The organism is uncultured Pseudoxanthomonas sp. (assembly GCF_947498795.1).
Lineage (GTDB): Bacteria > Pseudomonadota > Gammaproteobacteria > Xanthomonadales > Xanthomonadaceae > Pseudoxanthomonas_A.
Map to the genome: position 1 here is coordinate 287220 of NZ_CANMLQ010000005.1, position 22675 is coordinate 309894.

Genomic DNA, 22675 nt, shown 5'->3' on the forward strand with positions numbered 1-22675 from the left:
CGTGCGCTCACGCCGGTAGTGGCTGGCAGCCAAGCGCGGCGAGCACGCCGTGCAGCGCGGGATGCCGCATCAGCCACGGCGAGGCGATCGTCAGCAGGCCGGCGAAAAGCACGAACGCGGCCGCCGCGCGCCGCACCGACGTGCGCTGCCAGTGGCGACCGAGGCGCGCGCCGGACCACGTCAGTGCGACCATCATCGGCAGCGTACCCAGCCCGAACAGCGCCATCGTCAGCGCGGCGTCGCGCGCGTTCGCCTGCAGCCAGGCCACTGTCAGCAGGCTGAGGCTCAGTCCGCACGGCAGCCAGCCCCACAGCGCACCCGCGGCGAGACGGCGCGGCAGCGTGTCCGCCGGCAGTACGCGCGCATGCAGCGGACGGAGCGCCTGCCACACCCTCGCACCCGGGCGCGCGAGGACATCCAGGCGACCGCGCCGGTCGAGCAGGCGCAGCGCCAGCACCACCAGCGCCAGTCCCACGCCGACGCGCATGGCGAGCACGGCGGTGTCGTGGCGCGCCAGCGACAGCAGGCCGCTGCCGAAAGCGCCGACCAGCGCACCGGCCAGCGTGTAGCCGCCGACGCGTCCGAGGTTGAGCTGCAATGCGCTGCGCCAGCCGGCGCGGGACGACGCCGCCGAAAAGCCGGTGGCGATGCCGCCGCACATGACCGCGCAGTGCGTGCTGCCCACCAGGCCCGCCAGCAGCGCGGCGAGCAGGACGGGAATGTCAGGGGCCATCGTCGCCTTCGCGGCGCGGTGGGGCGACAGGCGGGCGCGGCTGCGCCGGTCCGTCGTCGAGGATGTCGAGCGCGGGCGTGTCGAGATCGTCGAACTGTCCCTTGCGCACCGCCCAGGCGAATGCGGCGATCGCCAGGCCCAGCAGGACCAGGCTGATCGGCAACAGCATCAGCAGGATGTTCATGCCGCCGTCTCCGTGGAGGTGCGCGCCAGTCGCAGCGCATTGAGGGTCACCGCCAGCGAGGATACCGCCATGCCGAGCGCGGCGATCCAGGGCGTCACCATGCCGGCCGCCGCCAACGGCACGGCGAGCAGGTTGTATCCGGCGGACCAGGCCAGGTTCTGCTTCACCAGGCGCCGCGACAGGCGCGCGATGCGCACGGCGTCGGCAATGCGCAGCAGCGACGGACCGGTGGCGACCAGGTCCGCGGCCTGCTGCGCCAGCGGTGCGCCTTCGCCCATCGCGATCGACACGTCGGCCCCGGCGAGCACGGGCGCATCGTTCAGGCCGTCGCCGACCATCGCGACGATGCGGCCCTCCGCCTGCAGCTGCCGCACGCGTGCCAGCTTGTCTTCCGGCGACTGGCGCGACTGCACCGAATCGATGCCGAGCGTGCGCGCCAGTCGCTGGACCGCATCGTCGCCGTCGCCGCTGGCGAGGTGGATGCGCATACCCTGCGCACGCAGGACCGCGATGGCGGCGGCCGCATCGTCGCGGGGCGTCTCCTGGAGGGTGAAACGGGCCACGCCGTGCTGGCCGTCGCCCAGCCACAGCGCACCGTCGTCGTTGCGCGCCGCGGCCCAGTCGGCGCGCCCGACGCGCCACCGGCGTCCCTCGACATCGCCCTCCACGCCCAGGCCGGCGTACGTCACGACGGACGCGGCCAGGTGGCGCACGTCGATGTCGGCGAAGGCGCTGGCGATCGGATGTCCGCTGTCCTTCTCCAGCGCCGCAACGACGCGCATGGCCGACGCAGCGTCCAGGTCGGTGTAGGCCTGCACGTCGACGCGCGCCGGGCGCCCGTCGCTGAGCGTGCCGGTCTTGTCGAACACCATGTCGGTGGCGCGCGCCAGCGTATCCAGCGCGTCGGGCCGCGTCGCCAGCACGCCGCAGCGCGCCAGTGCGCCATGCGCGGCCGCGAGCACCGCCGGCACCGACAGCGACAACGCGCACGGGCAGCTGATCACCAGCAGCGCCAGCGTCACTTCGAAGGCGCGTTCGGGCTGATACAGGCGCCAGCCGAAGTAGACCAGGACCGCCAGCGCCAGCAGGCCGACGACGAAGTGGCGGCCGATGCGATCCGCGAGCCGGGCCAGCGGCGGCCGATGTCCCTGCGCGCGATCCACCAGCGCCGCCAGTTGCGACAGGCGCGTCGCAGTGCCCGTGGCGGTGACACGCAGGCGCGCGGGTCGCTCGCGGCAGGTGGTGCCGGCGTAGACGGTCTCGCCGGCCTGACGGCGCACGGGGCGGGATTCGCCGGTCAACAGCGCTTCCTCGAAATCGGCTGCGCCGTCGAGCAGCGTGCCGTCGGCAGGCACGCCTTCGCCGGCCGACACGCAGACCACGTCGGCCACCCGCAGCGCCGATGGCGGAACCGATTCCCGCGTGCCGTCCCCACGCTCGCGGATCGCGAACACCGGTTGCGCCCGCGCCAGCGCATCGACCTGCGCGGTGGCCACGTTGCGCGCGCGTTGTTCCAGCATGCGTGCGGCCAGCAGCAGGAACACGAACATCACCGCTGCGTCGTACCAGACATGGGTGCCGCCACGGATCGTCTCCACCAGGCTGGCGAAGTAGGCCAGCAGGGTGGAACCGGCAATCAGCGTATCCATGCCGACGTGGCGCGCGCGCCATTCGCGCGCCATCCCGGCGAGGAACGGCCAGCCGCTGTAGAACACCACCGGCGTGCTGACCAGAAACGTCAGCCAGCGGAACAGGTCGCGCGTGGGCAGCGGCATGGTCGCGTTGACGTCCAGGTACAACGCTTCGGCCAGCATCATCGCCTGCAGCGAACCGAGGCCGGCCACGCCGAGCCGCAGCAGCCAGCGCCGGCGTTCGGACAGGCGCGCCTGTTCGCGCGCGTCGCCGGTGGCCAGGTAGGGCCGGTAGCCGAGCATCGCCAACCGGTGCAGCAGCGCGGAGAGCCTGGTGCGCGCCGGATCCCAGGTGATGCGGATCCGGCCGGTGACTGCGTTGGCGGTGGTGTCCAGCACGCCGGCCTCGCGGGCGAGTGCGCGATCGATCAGCCAGGCGCAGGCGGCGCAGCGCATGCCGTCGGTGAGCAGCACGATCTCGCGGCCACCGTCGACGGCGCGGCTGTGTTCGTCCAGCAACTCGCTGCGGTCCCAGCTCTCCAGGTCCAGCCGGTCGGCCTGCACGCGGTTGGCGTTCGCGCTGCGCAGGCGATAGTAACTGCCGAGATCCGCGTCCTGGATCCAGGCCGCTGCGGCGGCGCATCCGCCGCAGCAGAAGGCGTGGTCGCCCGCCGTGACCGGATGCCCGCTGGCGACCGGTTCGCCGCAGTGATGGCAGGACACCACGGGCGCGTCCATGACAGGGCTCAGCCGCCTCCGAGCGACGGTGCGAGCCTCGCGGCCTGCGTGTCCTTCTGCAGGCGGCCGCGGATGCGCCAGTGGGAGTTCTCGGGCGCGAGCTGCAGGTTCCAGTCGTGCCGCGTGTCTATCCGCGCCGGCGCCGTCCATCCGCGGGTCGTGCGCGCCAGCGGCAGGCGCAGGTCCTGCGCAGCGTCGGTGGGATGCGTCAGCACCAGCACGAGCGAGGCCTCGCGTGCGAAGTCGCCGGTCACGGCGGTCAGCGCCACGTGGTCCGGGCGGATCTGCACCAGAGCGCTCAGCTTGCGCTGCCGCGCGCGTTCGTCGGGCCCCAGGTCTGTGGTCTGGATTTGCGACACGCGCTGCACGTCGTCGATGACGGGATCGGCCCCGCCCGCGCGCACGGCGGTGATCACCAGCCAGATGCCGGCGACGACGGAGGCGAGCGGCAGGCCCCACACCAGCCACACCATCGGTTCTTTCCAGAACGGGCGCGAAGCGGGGGCGTCGGGTTTCGTGGTCATTGGATCGGTCCGAAGTAGCTGCTGTCCACGGTCTTCTCGGTGCCGGCATCGACGTCGCGGACGGTGAACGTCACGGCATGGCGGCCGCGCAGGCTGGCGGGAGCGGTGGCGGCGACGGGCAGCGACAGGACCTCCTCGGGCTCGGCACGCACCGCCAGCTCGCCGCCGCGCAGGCGGATGCCGGGCGAGGCCGACGACAGCATGACGACATAGCGATGCGATTGCTGGTCCTTGTTGACCAGTTTGAGGGTGTAGCTGTTCTCGACCTGGCCACCGGCGACTTCGCGATACAGCGCGTTGCGGTCGCGCAGGACTTCCGCGATCAGCACGTCGCGGTTGAACACGCCCCAGCCCCACGCCATCACCAGTGCCAGCAGGATGGCGCCATAGACGAAGATGCGCGGCCGCAGCACCTTCGACGGCTTGCCGTCGATGGCATTCTGGGTGGTATAGCGGATCAACCCTTTCGGGTAGCCCATCTTGTCCATCACGTCGTCGCAGGCGTCGATGCACGCACCGCAGGCGATGCACTCGTACTGCAGGCCGTTGCGGATATCGATGCCGGTCGGACACACCTGCACGCAGATCGTGCAGTCGATGCAGTCGCCCAGTTGTTCGGGGACGAACTTCGGCAGCGGCTCGATCACCGCGCCGGCACCGGCGAAGGTGATGGTGCCGTGCGCACCGAGGCGCTGGTCGGCGAGGCTGGGATGCGCGGCGGCGCGCATCACGTAGTCGTAGGCGGTGGTGTTCTGCAGCAGGCCGCGCGCGCGTTCCAGCACGCTGCCCAGGCCGCGCTTGCGCGGGCCGCGCGGTTCGCCGCGCATCGGGTCGTAGGCGATGATCAGGGTGTTGCGATCGAACATCGCGGCCTGGAAGCGCGCGTAGGGGCACATGTACTTGCAGACCTGCTCGCGCAGGAAGCCGGCGAAACCCCACGTGGCCAGCGCGTAGAAGAACACCCAGAAGGTTTCCCAGCCGCCCCAGGCGAACGGCCACAGGCGCGCGCCCAGGTCGGTGATGGGCGTGAAGAATCCGACGAAGGTGAATCCCGTCCACAGCGCGAACACGGCCCACAACACGTGCTTGCCGCCCTTGCGCAACAGCTTGTTCGCGCTCCAGGGCGCCGCATCCAGCTTCATGCGCGCGCTGCGGTCGCCTTCGGTCCAGCGTTCCATCCACAGGAACACTTCCGTCCACACCGTCTGCGGGCACGCGTAGCCGCACCACAGGCGGCCGGCGAGCGCGGTGAAGAAGAACAGCGCCATGGCCGCGATGATCAGCAGGACCGCCAGCAGCAGGAAATCCTGCGGCCAGAACACCAGCCCGAAGACGTAGAACTTGCGCGCGGGCAGGTCGAACAGCACCGCCTGGCGATCGTCCCACTTCAGCCACGGGAACACGTAGTACATGCCCAGCAGCCACCAGACGGCCGCCACGCGCAGGCGGTTGAGCGTGCCCGCCACGTCGCGCGGATACACCTTGCGTTCGCTGACGTAGAACGAGTTGCCCTGCGCATCGACCACATCCAGCGGGATGCGGCGCTTGCTGTCGGAGGCGGGGGAGGGAGGCGAGGCTGGCGTGGACATGGCAGTGTCTGTCTTGGCTGGCATCATGCTCGCGCCGCGCGGGCGCGCGAGGGAGCGACGGTTTGTCGCAGGCAGCGCTTGCTCAGTCCGGCGGCAGCGCGCGGTTGAAGCGACTCGCAGGGCGCAGCAGGATCCAGGTGAACAGACTGCTGGCGGCCGTGGCGAGCCAGAACATGAAGAAACCCAGCGTGTAGCCGAGTTCGCGGCTGATCGCCAGGTCGGGGAAGGTCATGTCGCGCAGCGTCAGCGGGTCGACGAAGGCGAAGAACACCATCGTCGCCACGCCGGCGGCGAAGAAGCTGGGCCAGAGCACCGCCCCGACGCGCTGCGCGAGCGGCCGGGGCGGGTGGTCGAGGCGGGGCTCGGTGAAATCGGTCATTTCGCGCCGGCTGCCGCCTGACCCTCCTTGTGCGAGAGCGACCAGACGTACGAGGCCACGAGACGCGCGCGGGTTTCGCCCAGCAGCTCACGGTGGGCGGGCATCACGCCATGGCGACCCTTGGTGATGGTGGTGCGCATGCTTTCCTTGCTGTTCCCGTACAGCCAGTAGTCGTCGGTCAGGTCGGGCGCGCCCAGTTCCTGGTTGCCCTTGCCGTCCACGCCGTGGCAGGCCACGCAGAGGCCATCGTACAGCGGCTTGCCCTGGGCGGCCATGAAGTTGTTGCTCATGCCTTCCTGCGGGTTGTTCAACACGTTGACGTAGGCGACGACGTAATCGACCGCGTTCTCGCCGCCCATGTTGGTCAGCGCGGTGCCCCATTCCGGCATCACGCCTTCGCGACCGTCCAGCACCGTCTGCAGCACGAGGTCCGGCGTGCCGCCCCAATGCCAGATGTTGTCGGTGAGGTTGGGATAGCCGATGGCGCCCTGGCCCGACGAGCCATGGCAGGTGGCGCAGGTGTTGTTGAAGATCGAGCGGCCCAGTGCCAGCGCCTTCGGATCCTGGGCGAGCTGGTCGATCGACTGTCCGGCGAAAGGCGCGAAGGTCGCTTCCAGCTTCTTGTCCTGCACCGCCTTCACTTCGTCGTGCTCGCCGGTGGACGACCACTTCGCGTAGCCGGGCACCACGCCCAGGCCGCCGTACCAGGCGATGTAGCCGATGCTGAAGACGATGGTGATGTAGAAGAGGTTGATCCACCACTTCGGCAGCGGCTTGTTGTACTCGGTGAGGTCGCCGTCCCACACGTGCGAGGTGTCTTCGGGTGCGGGGTCGCCGGGACGACGGCGTCCGGTCCACCACAGCAGCCACACGCAGCCCAGGATGTTCAGGACGACCAGCGCGACGATGAACCAGATCCAGCCTGCGCTCATGGGTTGTTCTCCCCTTCCTCACCCAGCGGCATGCGTGCCGCATTCTCGAAATCCGCCTTGCGGCGCGGGCTCCACGCCCACGCCCAGCCGGCGATGAACAGCACGATCAGTGCCCCTGTCACGATCCCCGAAACCATGGCTCAGCCTCCCCTCGGCGCGGCCTTGCCCAGCCCTTGCAGGTAGGCGACCACGGCGTCCAGTTCTGTGCGGCCTTCGACATCGGAGGCGGCGTTGTTGATCTCTTCGTCCGTGTACGGGTCGCCGATGCGCTGCAGCGTCTTCATGCGCTGGGCCACCTCGGCGCCGTCGACCTTGGCGTTTTCCAGCCAGGGGAAGGACGGCATGTTCGATTCCGGCACCACGTCGCGCGGGTTCAGCAGGTGCACGCGGTGCCAGTCGTCGGAGTAGCGACCGCCGACGCGGGCCAGGTCCGGTCCGGTGCGCTTGCTGCCCCATTGGAACGGGCGGTCGTAGACCGATTCGCCGGCCAGCGAATAGTGGCCGTAGCGCTCGGATTCGAAACGCAGCGTGCGGACCATCTGCGAGTGGCAGTTGTAGCAGCCCTCGCGGATGTAGATGTCGCGGCCCGCCAGTTGCAGCGCCGGGTAGGGCTTCACGCCTTCCAGCGGTTTGATCGCCTCGGCCTGGAACATCAGCGGGACGATTTCGGCCAGGCCGCCGAAGGACACCGCCACCGCGATCAGCACCGCCATCAGGCCGACGTTCTTCTCGACTTTCTCGTGCGAATTTCCGTTACTCATGTCGTCGGCTCCTCAGGCGCGCGCTTGGCTGGCATCGGGCTGCAGGATCGGCTGCGGCGCGACGGACTTGGCTGCCTGGAAGGTCTTCCAGGTATTCCAGGCCATCAGCAACATGCCGGTGAACACCAGCAGGCCGCCGCCCAGGCGGACCAGGTAGTAGGGGTAGGTGGCGTTCAACGCTTCGACGAAGCTGTAGGTCAGCGTGCCGTCGGCGTTGGTGGCGCGCCACATCAGGCCCTGCATGACGCCGGCGATCCACATCGACGCGATGTAGAACACCACGCCCAGCGTGTGCAGCCAGAAGTGCGTGTCGATGGCCTTGACCGAATGCATCTGCTCGCGGCCCAGCAGCTTGGGCAGCATCGCATAGACCGAGCCGATGGTGATCATCGCCACCCAGCCCAGGGCGCCGGCGTGCACGTGACCGATCGTCCAGTCGGTGTAGTGGCTCAGCGAGTTGACCGTCTTGATCGACATCATCGGACCTTCGAAGGTCGACATCATGTAGAACGACAGCGAGACGATCAGGAACTTCAGGATCGGATCCGTGCGCAGCTTGTGCCACACGCCGGAGAGCGTCAGCACGCCATTGATGGCGCCGCCCCAGCTGGGGGCCAGCAGGATCAGCGAGAACACCATGCCCAGGCTCTGCGCCCAGTCCGGCAGCGCCGTGTAATGCAGGTGGTGCGGGCCGGCCCACATGTAGATGGCGATCAGCGCCCAGAAGTGCACGATCGACAAGCGGTAGGAGTAGACCGGGCGTCCGGCCTGCTTCGGCACGAAGTAGTACATCATCCCGAGGAAGCCGGCGGTCAGGAAGAAGCCCACCGCGTTGTGGCCGTACCACCACTGCACCATCGCGTCGACGGCGCCGCTGTAGATCGGGTAGGAGTGCAGCAGGCCGCTGGGCAGGGCCAGGCTGTTGACGATATGCAGCAGCGCCACGGCGATGATGTAGGCGCCGAAGAACCAGTTCGCCACGTAGATGTGCTTCACCGCGCGCTTGGCGATGGTGCCGAAGAACAGCACGGCATAGGACACCCAGACCACCGCGATCAGCACGTCGATCGGCCAGATCAGCTCGGCGTATTCCTTGCCCTGGGTCAGGCCCAGCGGCAGCGACACCGCCGCGGCCACGATGACCAGCTGCCAGCCCCAGAACACGAACGCCGCCAGCTTGTCCGAGATCAGCCGCACGTGGCTGGTCCGCTGCACCACGTGCAGGCTGGTGGCGAACAGGGCGCAGCCGCCGAACGCGAAGATCACCGCGTTGGTATGCAGCGGACGCAGCCGGCCGTAGCTCAGCCACGGCAGGTCGAAATTCAGCGCCGGCCAATACAGCTGCGCGGCGATCAGCACCCCCACCAGCATCCCCACGATGCCCCAGACCACGGTCATCACCGTGAACTGGCGCACCACCTTGTCGTTATAAGTCCCCTGGACGCCTTGCATGCGGCCTCTCCTATTCTGGTACGGTGGATTTTCGGGTCCGGCCAGCCGGGCCGCATTGATCAGGATCAACCCCCCCCCCCCCCGCCGGCCGGTGGCCGCGGGGCGCGCAGGATGCCGCAGGGCAGGGCGAAGGGGGGTGCGACAGATGGTCGCCCCCGTCCATGACAGTGGGAGGGCTAGAATCCCCGCCAGACAACCGGGAGCCGCATCCCCATGCCGGACATGACCGTCGTCGAACTGTCCCGTCTGCAATTCGCGCTGACGGCAATGTATCACTTCCTGTTCGTGCCGCTGACCCTGGGGCTGTCCTTCATGATCGCAATCATGGAGAGCGTCTACGTCATGACGGGGCGCGACATCTGGCGGCGCATGACCCTGTTCTGGGGCACGCTGTTCGGCGTCAATTTCGCGATGGGCGTGGCCACCGGCATCGTGATGGAGTTCCAGTTCGGCATGAACTGGTCGTACTACAGCCATTACGTAGGCGACATCTTCGGCGCGCCGCTGGCCATCGAAGGCTTGATGGCATTCTTCCTGGAAGCGACCTTCATCGGCCTGTTCTTCTTCGGCTGGGACAAGCTGAGCAAGGTGCAACACCTGGTGGTCACTTGGCTGGTCGCACTTGGGTCGAACTTCTCGGCGTTGTGGATCCTGGTGGCCAACGGCTGGATGCAGAATCCGGTCGGTGCGGTCTTCAACCCCGAGACCATGCGCATGGAGATCACCGACTTCATGGCGGTGATCTTCAACCCGGTGGCGCAGGCCAAGTTCGTCCATACCGTGTCGGCCGGTTATGTCACCGGCGCCATGTTCGTGATGGCGATCAGCGCGTTCTACCTGCTGCGCGGCCGCAACGCCGACTTCGCCAAGCGCTCGATGGCGGTCGCCGCCAGCTTCGGCCTGGCGGCGGCGCTGTCGGTCGTCGTGCTGGGCGATGAGAGCGGTTACGCCACCAGCGAGCACCAGAAGATGAAGCTCGCCGCCATCGAGGCGATGTGGGAGACCGAACCCGCGCCGGCCGGCTTCAATGCCTTCGCGATCCCCGACCAGAAGAACCAGACCAACCACTACGCCTTGCATATCCCCTACGTCATGGGGCTGATCGGCACGCGTTCGTTCAATACCGAGATGCCGGGCATCCTCGAACTGGTGGAGCGCGCCGAGGGCCGCATCCGCAATGGATTGATGGGCTACGAGGCGCTGCAGAAGCTGCGCGCCAACCGCAACGACGGCACCGCGCGTTACATCTTCGAGGCGCACTGGCGCGACATCGGCCACGCGCTGCTGCTCAAGCGCTACCGCGAGGACATCGGCAACGCGACCGAAGAGGAGATCGCGCAGGCCGCGCACGACACCATCCCGCACGTCGCGCCGCTGTTCTGGAGTTTCCGCCTGATGGCCGGGCTGGGCTTCTACTTCATCGCGTTCTTCGCGGTTGCGTTCTACCTGGCCAGCAGGCAACGACTGGATCGGTACCGCTGGTTCCTCAAGGTGGCGTTCTGGAGCCTGCCGCTGCCGTGGCTGGCGATCGAGGCCGGGTGGCTGATCGCCGAATACGGCCGCCAGCCCTGGATCATCGATGGCGTGCTGCCGACCTTCCTGGCCGCGTCGGGGCTGAAGCTGCACCAGATCATCATCACGCTCAGCGGCTTCGTGCTGATCTACACGGTGCTGGCCGTCATCGAGGTCTGGCTGATGCGCAAGCTGATCCTGAAGGGACCCGAGCACCTGTCCGCGCCAGCATCGGACGCCCCCGCGCCACAACCGGCCCTCGCGGGCTGACGGGAGACGACGCATGGACACCATTCCCCTCGACTACGCGACGCTGCGCCTGATCTGGTGGCTGCTGCTGGGCATCCTTCTGATCGGCTTCGCGGTGATGGACGGCTTCGACCTCGGCGTGGCCACGCTGCTGCCCGCGGTGGCGCGCACCGACGAGGAGCGCCGCATCGTGCTCAACGTCATCGGCCCGGTATGGGAGGGCAACCAGGTCTGGTTGATCCTCGGCGGCGGTGCGATCTTCGCGGCGTTCCCGCCGCTGTATGCCGTGAGTTTCTCCGGTTTCTACATCGCGATGTTCCTGATCCTGTTCGCGCTGATCCTGCGGCCGGTCGGGTTCAAGTTCCGCAGCAAGGTGCCTGATCCGCGCTGGCGCGCCGCGTGGGACTGGGCGCTGTTCGTCAGCGGGCTGGTGCCGGCGCTGGTGTTCGGCGTGGCGATGGGCAACGTGCTGCTCGGCGTGCCCTTCCATTTCGATGATACCTTGCGGGTGTACTACGAAGGCGGACTGTTCGGGCTGCTGACGCCGTTCGCGCTGTTGTGCGGCCTGGTCAGCGTGGCGATGCTGGTGATGCATGGCGCCGGCATGCTGGCGATGAAGACCTCCGGCGCCATCGCCGAGCGCGCGCGGCGCTACGGCAGCATCGCCGGGGTGGCGACGGCGGTGCTGTTCGTGATCGGCGGCCTCTGGGTTGCGCGCATCGATGGGTACACGCTGCAGGCCGCGATGGATACCGCCGGCCCGTCGAACCCGCTCGCCAAGATCGCCGTGGCGCAGCCCGGTGCATGGATGGACAACTACGCGCGCTGGCCGATCACCTGGCTGTTGCCGCTGCTGGGTGTGGCGGGCGCGCTGCTGAGCGCCGTGTTGTTGCGCATCGGGCGTGCGGGGCTGGCGTTCCTGGCATCGTCGATCAGCATCGTCGGCATCATCCTGACCGAAGGCGTGGCGACGTTCCCGTTCCTGCTGCCGTCGTCCACGCAGGCCGGCTCCAGCCTGACCCTGTGGGATGCGTCGTCCAGCCACATGACGCTGTTCATCATGCTGCTGGCGACGGCGTTCTTCCTGCCCATCATCCTGCTCTATACCGCCTGGGTCTTCCGCGTGCTGCGCGGCAAGGTCGACCAGGACGGGATGGGGCGCAACCCCAACGCATACTGAGGAGGCTTCCGCATGTGGTATTTCAGCTGGATCCTGGGCGCCGGCCTGGCGGCGAGCTTCGCCATCCTCAATGGCATGTGGTACGAGATGCGCGAGAACGACCGCGAGGCGAGCGCACGCGATTCCTGATCGCCCCGTTATCTTCGACACAAAAAAAGCCCCGGCTCGCACCGGGGCTTTTCGTTGCCGCATTCCGGCGCGTGCTGCGTCAGAACTCCTGCGAGAAGCGCAGGCCGATCGTGCGGGGCTGCGAGACGACCGTGTAGACCTGGCCGTTCGGATACTCCGGCACCACGCCCGCGGCACCGCAAACGGCTTCGGCGCACTGGGTGAAGCGGCTCAGCTCGCCACGCTCGTCGAACAGGTTGTTGACGTACACGTCCACCTTCCAGTTGTTGCGGCGGAAGCCGGCCGACACGTCGACCGTGGTGTACGCATCCAGGTCGCCGAGGATCTCGCGTTCGGCCAGGCGCAGGTCGGACTTGCGATCACCCACGTGCACCACCGCACCCTGCAGGAAGGCCTCGCCACCCGCCATGTCGAACGTGTAGCGCGCGGTCAGGTTGCCCTTGACCTTCGGCGTGACCGGCAGCTGCGTGCCCTCCGGTGCCTCGGGGTCCGCGCACTCCGTGACCGGGTTGCCGTCGTCGTCGGTGAAGCCGCAGTAGTTCTCGGTCAGCTCCGCGTCGTAGAACGCGGCGCCGGCCGTCAGCTGCAGGTTGTAGGTCGCCGCGAACGCCAGCGAGAACTCGGCGCCGTTGATGCGCGCCTGGTTGGCGTTCTTGATCTCGGTCAGGCCGTTGGCGCCGAGGATGGAGAACTGGAAGTCCTCCCAGTCCTGGCGGAACACCGAACCGTTGAACGAGAGGCGGTTTTCCAGCCAGGTGGTCTTCCAGCCGAACTCGTAGTTGGTCAGGTAATCCGACAGGTAGGGCGGCAGCGTGCCGCGGCGGTTGATGCCGCCGGGGCGGAAGCCTTCCGACCATGTGCCGTAGATCATCTTGTTCGGGTCGATCCGCCAGGTCAGGTTGAAGCGGCCGATGTGGCCGTTCTCCTTCACCCGCTTGTCGAAGAAGCTGCAGGGCGCACCGTTGAAGGTCGGCGCGCCGTCCGGGCAAGCCGCCTCGCCGTAGCTCGACACCCAGCCCCAGTCGGCGAAGCCGAAGAAGCCCTTCAGGCTGTTGTCGACCTCGAACCAGCGTGCGCCGGCGGTGGCGGTCAGGTCTTCGGTGATGTCGAAGCTCAGCTCGCCGAACACCGCCTTGTCCTTGTCCTGGCGCAGCTGCTTGGTCAGCCAGATGGTGTCCGGCCAGCCCGTGACCGACTGCACCGGCGACAGGCCATCGATCTTGTAGCGCTGCTCGATGTCGTGTTCCTGGTCCTGCATGAACACGCCGGCGACGAAGCGGAAGCGGTTCTCGGTCGGCGAGGCGATGCGCAACTCGTGGCTGGTCTTCTTGTAGCCGTCCACGCCCTGGATGTACTGCGACGGATTGACCAGCGAGCCGGGCGCGCAGGTGAACGTATCGGGATCGAAATCGGAACAGGTGTACGCACCGTACGCTGCCAGCGTGTCGTACCAGAACGCGTAGTCGTTGTAGTCCTGCTCCACGTCGACGTCGCGATCCAGGCGTGCGAACGCGTAGGTCAGGTCGAAGTTGCCGATCTTGCCTTCCACCGTCAGTGCGGCCTGCCACCAGCGGTCGTCGGAACTCTCCGGATAGAAGTGGGTCAGCGCCAGGTCGCCCACCTGCGGGTCGACCGCGAAGCCGCCCTTGGACTTCTGCTGCTGGCCCATGATCGTCGGGGTGATCGACCACGTGTCGTTGAGGTCCACCTTCAACGCGAGGCGCGCGCCGGTGGTGTCGACCTCGTTGTAGTCCTTCTTCGCGCGGTCGGCGTTGTCGATGGTGCCGTTGCCGCCGGAGTCGGCGTCCCACGAGGGGAAGGTACGCGTGCCATACACGTTGTCGATGTAGCCGGCGTCGTGCTTGTTCCACGCGACCAGGCGGATCGCCGCGCGATCGCTCATCGGCAGGTTGAGGAAGCCCTCGGCGACGTGGCCGATGCCGCCGTTGCTGACGCTGTTCACTTCCAGCCCGTAACCGGCGGCGAAACCGGTGGGGTCGGGCTTGTTGGTGATGATGCGCAGCGTGCCCGCCTGCGAACTGGCGCCGTACAGCGTGCCCTGCGGACCGGCCAGCGACTCGACGCGGTCGATGTCGTAGATGTGGATGTCCAGCGGGCCCTGGATGGTGGTGACCGGCTGTTCGTCCAGGTACACGCCCACGCTGGGCAGCGAACCGGAGTGGTTGCCGTCGCCGCCGCTGGCGACGCCGCGCATGTAGATCTGCGCGAAGCCCGGACCGGCCGACTGGTACGACACGCTGGGCAGGTACTTCACGTAGTCATCGAAATCGGTGACGTTGAGGTTCTTCAGCTGCTCCGTGCCCAGCACCTGGATGCTGATCGGCACTTCCTGCAGGTTCTCCACGCGCTTCTGCGCGGTCACCGTGATGGTGTCCAGCGTGGCCGCGGCGCGCTCGCCCTCGGCGGGCGGCGTGGCGGGTGCGTCCTGGGCCATCGCCGTGGCACCGAACGCGAGGTAGATCGCGGCGGTCAACGGGAACCTCGCCAGGGTCGACGGATCGCGCCGCCCCGGTTTTCTTCTGCTGCGGGTACTCATCCAGCTCACCTCTCTCCAGTGATGACGGTCAATCGGGGATGGAACTGCCCTCCGTGGAATCCGGAACCGCCGGATAGGCGCCCAACACAGGCCCCAAGGCGTTCTTCAACGGCTCCAGCCACGGTTCGTAATGCCGCCAGTGATCCACGCCTTCGCGGTAGATCGGCTGGCGGACCTGTTCGGAACTGGCGGTCCTGACGGGCCGCGCGTTCTCGAAAAAGCGCAGGCAGCCGTCCTCGAACGGCAGCCCGCAGTAGTCCAGCAGGCGGCGCACCTCGGCCTCGGTGTCGTCCACCAGCTGTTCGTAGATCACCCGGTGCACGCGGCCGGGCAGGACGGTGTCGTAGTGCGCCATCAGGGCCACGTAGTCGCGGTAGTAGCGACCGATGTCCTCCAGCGCATAGCTGAAGCCCTGGCCGCGCGCGAAATGCTGCTTGTAGCCGGAGAAGCAGCAGGCCAGCGGATGCCGGCGTGCGTCGATGATCTTCGCGTTCGGCAGCATCAGGTGGATCAGGCCGGTATGGGCGAAGTTGTTCGGCATCTTGTCGATGAAGAACGGACGGCTCGATTTCCGGTGGATGCGGGTCGCGTCGAGGTAGCGCTGGCCCAGCGCCCGCAATGCGTCGCCGTCGAGCGTCGCCAGCAGGTCGTGGTACGTGTCCGCACCGCCTGCCCGCGCCTGCTCGCGCAGGTCGCGGGTGATGGAGGTGATGTCGGGCAGTTCCATCGTGCCTTCCACGGCCGAATGGCTGGACAGGATCTGTTCGAGCAGCGTCGAGCCCGCACGCGGCATGCCGACGATGAAGACCGGGTCGGGCGCGGTGCAGCCCTGGCCTGCCCGCGCGGCGAAAAAGGCGGTCGTGTGCGACGCTTTCAGCCGCGCGACCCGTGCCTGCGTGTCGTCGGCGTCGTAGTCCAGCTGCGTGCGGCGAAGCGCGTTGCCGTCGCGGTAGTGCACGAACGATGCGGCATGCTCGCCGGCATCCTCCAGGGCCTTGCCCAATGCGAAGTCCAGGTGCAGCCGGTCGTCGTCGCCCAGGTCGGTGCGCGCGTGCTGCGCACGCATCGCGGCCAGGTCTTCGCCGCTGAAGCGGAAGGTCTTCAGGTTGGCCAGGCTCCACCACACCTCGCCGGCACCCGGTTCCAGCGCCAACGCCTGTCGATACGCCTCGATCGCGCGTGCCGTGTGGCCGGCCGTCTTCAGCGCGTGGCCGTAGCTCATCCAGATCCTGGCCTGGTCCGGGTAGGACGCCAGCACGCGCTCGTACAGCGCAAGCGCGGGTTCGTAGTCGCCCACGCGGCACAGGACCACCGCCTTGAGGTTGAGGTGCGCGGGGTTGTCGGGGTCGTGCGCCAGCAGCGCATCGATGGCCTGCAGCGCCTCCTGCGTACGGTTGGCACGATGCAGCACCAGCGCATGGTTCTGCCGCGCGGCATGGAAGTCGGGCGCGAGCTCCAGGCATCGCGCGAGCAAAGCTTCGGCATCTTCGATACGCCCGACGCGCGCGGCGACTTCGGCCAGCATGCGGATCGCGGCGACGTCGGTGGGCGTGCGCTTCAGGCGCGCGCGCAACAGCGCCTCGGCCTCGGGAATGCGGTTGTCGGCGAGCGCGGCGGCGGCCTGCATCAGGTCGGGGTCGCGCGTGGAGTGGCGCGTGTGCTGCAGGTAGGCCCCGGCCGCACCCTCGGTGTCGCCCATCGCGGCAAGGTGGTCGCCAAGCTCGCGCCAGGCCTGCGGCAAGTCGGGCTTCAACGCCAGCGCGCGTCGCAGTGCGGGAACGGCTTCGCCACCGCGTCCGGCACGGCCCAGCGCCAGGCCGTGTTCTAGATGGGCCAGCGGCCACTGCGGGTGTTCGCGGACCAGCGGTTCCAGCACGTCGAACGCGTGGCTCCACTGGCCGCGCACCCGGTGCGAGGCGGCGAGCACCAGCAGCGCCATCGGGTGGCGCCCGACCACGCGGATGATCTCGTCGGCCTGCTGGGCGGCCATCGCGGGGTCGGTGGCCAGCAGGCGGCGCGCGTGGTCCAGCGCGGTCTGCAGCGTGCCGCTCGGGCTGGCGACCGCGTTCATGCACCGTCTCCGTGCAGCAGGACGGTGAAGCGTGCGCAGTCGGCCATCGGTCGAGCCAATCGGGTATCCCGGTGTGGTGGCGTATCCCTCGCCTCCAATCTATAGGCGAACTGGGGGCGCTGGATAGAGCGGGAAGCCGCCGTGACGCACGCTTTTTTGCTTCGCAAAAAGTAATCCGACTTTCACCCTTCCCGTCCGCACCGTGAGGGTGCGAGCGTTGCGGAGGGAGGTACATGATGGTGCGGCAAGGGGCTGTGCCGGACCCCCGTACACCGCTTAGGCTTGGCGCATGCCCGGCGGCTGCATGGTCGGGCGCCACCTCCCGACGGGAACGCCATGCCGGATACCGCCCCTCCCTTGTCGCTCGACCGTGCCCGGGCGCTGCCCGCCCGCTACTACGCCGGAGAGGCGATGCTGGCGATGGAGCAGGCCGCCGTGTTCCAACGCAGCTGGCAACTGGTCGCCCACCAGGGGCAGCTCGCCGAGCCGGGCGACCACGTGGTGGAGCGGATCGGCGATGTACCGGTGCTGGTGGTGCGCGGGCAGGATGGCGTGCTGCGCGCTTTCCCCAATGTGTGCCGGCATCGCGCCGGCCCGCTGGCGCTGTGCAACGGCAAGGGCGCACGCGCGCTGCACTGCAAGTACCACGGCTGGACGTACACGCTGGAAGGCCAGCTGCGCAGCGCGCCCGAAATGCAGGGCGCCGCGGATTTCGACGTCAAGGACATCCACCTGCCGCCGCTGCGCGTGCACGCCTGGCAGGGGCTGGTGTTCGTCGCGCTGCACGAGGACGTGCCGCCGTTCGAAGAGGTCTACGCCGGCATCGCCGGGCGCATCACACCGATCGACCTGGCTGCGATGCAGTTCCACCGCCGCGACAGCTACGACATCGCGTGCAACTGGAAGGTCTACGTGGACAACTTCCTCGAGGGCTACCACCTGCCGCACGTGCATCCTGGGCTGTCGAAGGTGCTCGACTACCGCGCCTACGACACCGAACTGTTCCCCTGGCATTCGCTGCAGCATTCTCCGCTGCGCAACAGCGGCGACATCTATGGCGATGGCGACGCGTTCTACTACTTCGTCTACCCGAACGTGATGCTCAACATCATGCCGGGGCGACTGCAGACCAATCGCATCCTGCCACTCGGGCCGGACCGCTGCCGCGTGGAGTTCGATTACTACTACGCGCAGGACGATGCCGCGCTGGCGCGCATCGCCAACGACCAGGCCTTCAGCGACGAAGTTCAGGACGAGGACATCCGCATCTGCGAAGCGGTACAGCAGGGCCTGGCGTCGGGCTTCTACGAGGCGGGCCGGTTGTGCCCCAAGCGCGAGAGCGGCGTGTGGCATTTCCACAATCTGTTGAGGGCGGCGTATGGCGATGCGTGACCGGTTACTGCCCGCACTCCTGTTCTCGCTTGCCTTCATCGCCTCGCCCGCTGGCGCGCAGGACCTGCTGATCCAGGCCGGCCGCGTGCTCGACGTTGAAACGGGCCGGATGCTCGAGGGGCACGACATACTGGTGCGCGACGGACGCATCGTGTCGATCGCGCCGCCCACGAAAGGCGTGGATCCCCGCGTTCGGGTCCTCGACTGGTCCGCGCTGACCGTCGTGCCCGGCCTGATGGACATGCACACGCACCTGGCCGACGAAGGGCCCTATGGCGATCCCGCGACACCGCTGAGGAGCAATGCCGCGCGCGATGCCTTCATCGGCGCGCGCAATGCGCGGGCGACCCTGCAGGCCGGCTTCACCACGGTGCGGGATGTCGGGGTCTATCGCGGTTTCGCCGACGTGCAATTGCGCGATGCGATCAACGCCGGCCTCGTGCCCGGGCCGCGCATGTTCGTTGCCGGCACCTACGTCACGGTCACCGGGGGCGGCGGCGAGATCACCGGATTGCCTGCGGGGACGGAGCTGCCGGCGATCTTCCGCCGTGGCGTCGCGGACAGCGAAGCGGAGGTGCGCCAACGGGTGAACGAGATCCTCGACGCGGGCGCCGACTTCATCAAGTTGATCGCCACGGGCGCCGTGCTTGCCGACGGCACCGAGCCGGGACAATCCGAGTACACCGAGGCCGAGATCCGCGCAGCGGTGGAAGAGGCCGGGCGTCGCGGCAGTTTCGTCGCGGCCCACGCACACGGTGCGGAAGGCATCAAGCGCGCCGTACGTGCCGGCGTGCGGTCGATCGAGCATGGCTCGCTGATGGACGACGAGGCCATCGCACTGATGAAGCAGGACGGCACCTTCCTGGTCGCCGACATCTACAACGGCGACTACATCGATACGGTGGGCCGGCGCGACGGCTGGTCCGCGGAAATCCTGCGCAAGAACCTGGACACGACCGAGGCGCAGCGCGAGGGCTTCCGCAAGGCTGTCGCCGCGGGCGTCAACATCGCCTACGGCACGGACAGCGGCGTGTATCCGCATGGCGACAATGCGCACCAGTTCGCCTACATGGTCCGCTACGGCATGACCCCGCTGCAGGCCATCCGCGCGGCGACGCTGGAGTCGGCGCGGCTGCTGCGCAAGGAAAAGGAACTGGGCTCGATCACGCCGGGCAAGCTTGCCGATCTCGTCGCCCTGGCCTGCGATCCGCTGGCCGACATCGCCTGCCTGCAGCAGGTGCGCGGCGTGGTGAAGGGTGGCGTGCCGGTGGCGCGGGACTAACCGCCCATGCCGTCACACGACCGCAGGAAGATCGGCTTCTGGACGTGCACCGCGCTGGTGGTGGGCAACACCATCGGCATGGGCATCTTCGTGCTGCCCGCCTCGCTGGCACCGTTCGGCTACAACGCGCTGCTGGGCTGGGGCATCACGGTGCTGGGTTGCCTCGCGCTGGCGCGCGTGTTCGCAAGGCTGGCGCGCCTGCTGCCGGGCGCGGACGGACCTTACGGTTACGTGCGGCACACGCTGGGCGATCTGCCGGCGTATGCGGTGCTGTGGTCGTACTGGGTATCGAACTGGATCACCCTCGCGGCCCTGGTCACGGGCGTGGCGGGCTATGCCGCCGCGATCTTCCCGCCGCTGGCGCGGGTGCAGCCGGCCGTGGTGTGCCTGGGCGTGCTGTGGCTGTTCGTGGGCATCAACCTGTTGGGCGTGCGCAGTGGCGGCCGCGTGCAGGTGGTGACCACGGTGATGAAGCTGGTGCCGATGCTGGCCGTCGCGGTGCTCGGCGCATGGACCCTGCTCGAATCCCCCGCGTCGTTCGGCGCGCATCCGCCGGCCAAACCGATCAGCCTCGGCGATGCGATGGCGGCGTCGACGCTGGCATTGTTCGCGATGCTGGGCATCGAATCGGCGACGATTCCCGCCGCGAAGGTAGAGGACCCCGGGCGCACCATCCCGCGCGCAACGATGACCGGCACCGGCATCACCGCGGCGATCTATCTCGTGGTGTCCGCCGTGCCGTTGCTGCTGCTGCCGCATGCCGAACTCGCGCAGTCGAGCGCACCGTTCGCGCTGGTGATGGAGCGTTTCGCCGGCGAGGGAACCGGGCGGTGGATCGCGTTGTTCGTCGTCGTCAGCGGCCTGGGCGCCTTGAACGGCTGGACGCTGTTGAGCGGCGAGATGATGCGCACGATGGCCGACAACGGCACGATGCCGAAGGTATTCGCGCGGACCAATCGCTTCGGCGCGCCCATCGGCGCCCTGGTGCTGACAGCCCTGCTCGCGAGCGCGATGGTGCTGATGAACTACAGCGAATCCGCGGTGGCGGGCTTCACCTTCCTCAGCACCGTGGTGACGGCGGCCAACCTGCCGCTGTACCTGGGGTGCTCGCTTGCATTGGGCGTGCTCTGGTGGCGTGGCCAGCGCGATGCGGGACGCGACCTGCTGGTCGCTGCCATCATCGGCGCGGCGTACACCGTGTTTGCCTTCATCGGCATGGGCGCGCAGCCCTTCTGGCTGGCGCTGGCGTTGATGATCGCCGGCCTGCCGCTGTACTTCTTCCTGCGCCGTCGCCCAGGCAACGCGGTGCCGCATGCGTGATCCGCGCTACGACATCCTGTTCGAGCCGGTGCGCATCGGCCCGGTGACGACCAGGAACCGCTTCTTCCAGGTGCCGCACTGCAACGGCATGGGCCATGCCATGCCGCTGGCGCACGCGGCCATGCGCGAAGTGAAGGCCGAGGGCGGCTGGAGCGTGATCTCGACGGAAGAGTGCGAGATCCATCCCAGCAGCGATCTCACGCCTTACGTCGAAGCACGTCTGTGGGACGACCGCGACATTCCCGCGCTCGCGCTGATGTGCGACAAGGTGCATGCGCACGGCGCGCTGGCCGCGCTGGAGCTGTCGCACAACGGACCGACCGCCTCCAACCTGTACTCGCGCGAAGTGCTGCTGGCGCCGTCGCACCAGCCCTCCAAGTACGGCTATCCCTCGCAGGCCCGCGCGATGGACCTGCACGACATCGCCGAGTACCGTCGCTGGCACCGCGAGGCGGCGGTGCGCGGCATGAAGGCGGGCATGGACATCATCTATGTCTACGCCGCGCACGACCTGTCGCTGCCGATGCATTTCCTGCAGCGTCGCCGCAACCAGCGCACCGATGCCTATGGCGGCTCGCTGGAGAACCGCATCCGCCTGCTGCGCGAAGTTTTGCAGGACACGCGCGAGGCGGTCGGACATCGCTGCGCCGTCGCGCTGCGCTTTGCTAGCGAGGAGCTGCTGGGGCCGGGCGGTGTGGAACTGGCCGAGGCGCAGGACATCGTCGGAATGCTGGCCGAGCTTCCCGACCTGTGGGACGTCAATGTAGCGGCCTGGTACAACGATTCGGTGCCCTCGCGCTTCGCCCGCGAAGGCGCGCAGGAACCCTTCATCGATTTCGTCCGCAAGGCAACGACCAAGCCGGTGGTCGGCGTGGGCCGTTTCACGTCGCCCGACACGATGGTCTCGCAGATACGGCGGGGCGTGATCGACCTGATCGGCGCCGCGCGGCCCTCGATCGCCGACCCGTACCTGCCGCGCAAGATCGAAGAAGGCCGCGTCGACGACATCCGCGAATGCATCGGCTGCAACATCTGCGTCTCCGGCGACATGACGATCTCGCCGATCCGCTGCACGCAGAACCCCAGCATGGGCGAGGAATGGCGCAAGGGCTGGCATCCGGAACGGATCGCGCCGAAGGCGAGCGAAGCGCGCGTGCTGGTGGTCGGCGGCGGGCCTGCCGGCCTGGAAGCCGCCCGTGCGCTGGGCCAGCGCGGCTACGAGGTGCACCTGGCCGACGCGCGGCGCGAACTGGGCGGGCGGGTCACGCGCGAGGCGCGCCTGCCGGGGCTGGCCGAATGGGCGCGCGTGCGCGACTGGCGGCTCGGGCAGATCGGCAAGCTGGCGAACGTCAGCACCTACCTCGACTCCGCGCTGACGGACCAGGATGTGCTCGACTTCGGTGCAGACCACGTCGTCATCGCCACGGGGTGCCACTGGCGGCGTGACGGATTCGGGCGCAGCCACGGGCTGGGCATCGCCGACTTCGCCGACAACGCGCGTGTCTTCACGCCGGACGACCTGATGGACGGACGCTGGCCCGAGGGCCGCGTGGTGGTGTACGACGACGACTACTTCTACACCGCCAGCGTCGTCGCCGAGGCGCTGCGCCTGCGCGGTTGCGAAGTCACGTACCTCACCCCGGACGACACCATCGCCTCGTGGAGCGCGAACACGCTGGACTACCGCCACATCCAGTGGCGCATGGCCGAGCTGGGCGTCGTGCAGTGCGTATCGCACCTGGTCACCGGCTATACGGGAACCACGCTTGCGCTGGAGCACGCATGGAGCGGCGCGGCCTCTTCGCTCGACTGCGACGCGGTCGTGGTGGTCACGGCCCGCCTGCCCGACGATGCGCTCTATCAGGCGTTGAAGGGACGCGAGCCGGAATGGGCGGATGCTGGCATCCGCAGCGTGGCCTGCATCGGCGATGCGCTGGCGCCGGGGCTGATCGCGCACGCGGTGTACGCCGGCCATCGATATGCGCAGGAACTGGACGCGCCGCGCGACGGCGAGGTGCCGTTCAAGCGGCACTTCCATCACGACACGCCGATGGCGTGAT

General features: G+C 68.2%; 19 protein-coding genes. 7 read left to right on the forward strand and 12 right to left on the reverse strand.

From position 1 onward, the window contains the following. Window positions 1–7: 7 nt before the first annotated feature. From Q0907_RS14015 to ccoN, 10 genes are all read right to left on the reverse strand, one after another. Entirely contained in the window at window positions 8–733 is a 726-nt protein-coding gene (locus Q0907_RS14015) for a sulfite exporter TauE/SafE family protein (protein ID WP_299345849.1), read from the reverse strand. Beyond that, window positions 723–917, reverse strand: a complete 195-nt coding sequence (ccoS, locus tag Q0907_RS14020; RefSeq protein WP_299345851.1) for a cbb3-type cytochrome oxidase assembly protein CcoS — start codon at window positions 915–917, stop codon at window positions 723–725. Before ccoS ends, Q0907_RS14015 begins: the two co-directional genes overlap by 11 nt. Then, entirely contained in the window at window positions 914–3286 is a 2373-nt protein-coding gene (locus tag Q0907_RS14025) for a heavy metal translocating P-type ATPase (RefSeq protein WP_299345854.1), read from the reverse strand. Before Q0907_RS14025 ends, ccoS begins: the two co-directional genes overlap by 4 nt. A gap of 8 nt (window positions 3287–3294) precedes the next feature. Next, window positions 3295–3810 (reverse strand): FixH family protein, encoded by a 516-nt coding sequence (locus tag Q0907_RS14030; RefSeq protein WP_299345856.1) that lies wholly within the window; start codon window positions 3808–3810, stop codon window positions 3295–3297. Continuing rightward, window positions 3807–5399 carry a 4Fe-4S dicluster domain-containing protein gene (locus tag Q0907_RS14035; protein ID WP_299345859.1) on the reverse strand — a complete coding sequence of 531 codons (1593 nt, stop codon included), beginning with the start codon at window positions 5397–5399 and terminating at the stop codon, window positions 3807–3809. The genes Q0907_RS14030 and Q0907_RS14035 overlap by 4 nt, the downstream gene beginning before the upstream one ends. Window positions 5400–5481: 82 nt before the next feature. Continuing rightward, entirely contained in the window at window positions 5482–5778 is a 297-nt protein-coding gene (locus Q0907_RS14040) for a hypothetical protein (RefSeq protein WP_056880835.1), read from the reverse strand. Beyond that, window positions 5775–6710 carry a cytochrome-c oxidase, cbb3-type subunit III gene (gene ccoP, locus Q0907_RS14045; protein ID WP_299345864.1) on the reverse strand — a complete coding sequence of 312 codons (936 nt, stop codon included), beginning with the start codon at window positions 6708–6710 and terminating at the stop codon, window positions 5775–5777. The genes Q0907_RS14040 and ccoP overlap by 4 nt, the downstream gene beginning before the upstream one ends. After that, the gene (locus Q0907_RS14050; protein WP_093489888.1) at window positions 6707–6847 is read right to left on the reverse strand and encodes a cbb3-type cytochrome c oxidase subunit 3; all 141 of its coding nucleotides are present in this window, start codon (window positions 6845–6847) and stop codon (window positions 6707–6709) included. The genes ccoP and Q0907_RS14050 overlap by 4 nt, the downstream gene beginning before the upstream one ends. A 3-nt stretch (window positions 6848–6850) precedes the next feature. Beyond that, window positions 6851–7471: a cytochrome-c oxidase, cbb3-type subunit II gene (gene ccoO, locus Q0907_RS14055; RefSeq protein ID WP_093489889.1), complete on the reverse strand. Its 621-nt coding sequence runs from the start codon at window positions 7469–7471 to the stop codon at window positions 6851–6853. Window positions 7472–7483: 12 nt separating this feature from the next. Beyond that, on the reverse strand, window positions 7484–8923 hold the full coding sequence (gene ccoN, locus Q0907_RS14060; protein WP_299345870.1) for a cytochrome-c oxidase, cbb3-type subunit I: 1440 nt from the start codon (window positions 8921–8923) through the stop codon (window positions 7484–7486). 213 nt (window positions 8924–9136) lie between these two features. On the opposite strand from ccoN, the gene Q0907_RS14065 reads away from it, so the two are divergent. From Q0907_RS14065 to cydX, 3 genes are read left to right on the forward strand one after another with little or no spacing between them, the layout of a single operon-like run. Next, complete coding sequence (locus Q0907_RS14065) at window positions 9137–10705, forward strand: cytochrome ubiquinol oxidase subunit I (protein ID WP_299345873.1); 1569 nt, start codon at window positions 9137–9139, stop codon at window positions 10703–10705. A 13-nt stretch (window positions 10706–10718) separates the two neighbouring features. Further along, the gene (gene cydB, locus Q0907_RS14070; protein ID WP_299345876.1) at window positions 10719–11864 is read left to right on the forward strand and encodes a cytochrome d ubiquinol oxidase subunit II; all 1146 of its coding nucleotides are present in this window, start codon (window positions 10719–10721) and stop codon (window positions 11862–11864) included. A 12-nt stretch (window positions 11865–11876) separates the two neighbouring features. Then, the gene (gene cydX, locus Q0907_RS14075; RefSeq protein WP_299345879.1) at window positions 11877–11993 is read left to right on the forward strand and encodes a cytochrome bd-I oxidase subunit CydX; all 117 of its coding nucleotides are present in this window, start codon (window positions 11877–11879) and stop codon (window positions 11991–11993) included. 79 nt (window positions 11994–12072) lie between these two features. Here cydX and Q0907_RS14080 read toward each other — a convergent pair whose 3' ends face one another. Beyond that, on the reverse strand, window positions 12073–14550 hold the full coding sequence (locus Q0907_RS14080; protein ID WP_299345882.1) for a TonB-dependent receptor: 2478 nt from the start codon (window positions 14548–14550) through the stop codon (window positions 12073–12075). Between the two features lie 28 nt (window positions 14551–14578). After that, window positions 14579–16621 (reverse strand): tetratricopeptide repeat-containing sulfotransferase family protein, encoded by a 2043-nt coding sequence (locus Q0907_RS14085; RefSeq protein ID WP_299345886.1) that lies wholly within the window; start codon window positions 16619–16621, stop codon window positions 14579–14581. Between the two features lie 336 nt (window positions 16622–16957). Here Q0907_RS14085 and Q0907_RS14090 point away from each other — a divergent pair, with 336 nt between their 5' ends. Genes Q0907_RS14090 through Q0907_RS14105 form a run of 4 tightly spaced genes read left to right on the forward strand, consistent with a single transcriptional unit; the run spans window position 16958 to window position 22674 of the window. Next, complete coding sequence (locus tag Q0907_RS14090; protein WP_299345887.1) at window positions 16958–18013, forward strand: SRPBCC family protein; 1056 nt, start codon at window positions 16958–16960, stop codon at window positions 18011–18013. Next, the gene (locus Q0907_RS14095) at window positions 18006–19295 is read left to right on the forward strand and encodes an amidohydrolase family protein (protein ID WP_299345890.1); all 1290 of its coding nucleotides are present in this window, start codon (window positions 18006–18008) and stop codon (window positions 19293–19295) included. Before Q0907_RS14090 ends, Q0907_RS14095 begins: the two co-directional genes overlap by 8 nt. A 6-nt stretch (window positions 19296–19301) precedes the next feature. Further along, a complete protein-coding gene (locus Q0907_RS14100; RefSeq protein ID WP_299345893.1) occupies window positions 19302–20615 on the forward strand; it encodes an amino acid permease in 1314 nt (437 codons plus the stop codon). Then, entirely contained in the window at window positions 20608–22674 is a 2067-nt protein-coding gene (locus tag Q0907_RS14105) for an FAD-dependent oxidoreductase (RefSeq protein WP_299345896.1), read from the forward strand. Before Q0907_RS14100 ends, Q0907_RS14105 begins: the two co-directional genes overlap by 8 nt. Window position 22675 lies beyond the last annotated feature (1 nt).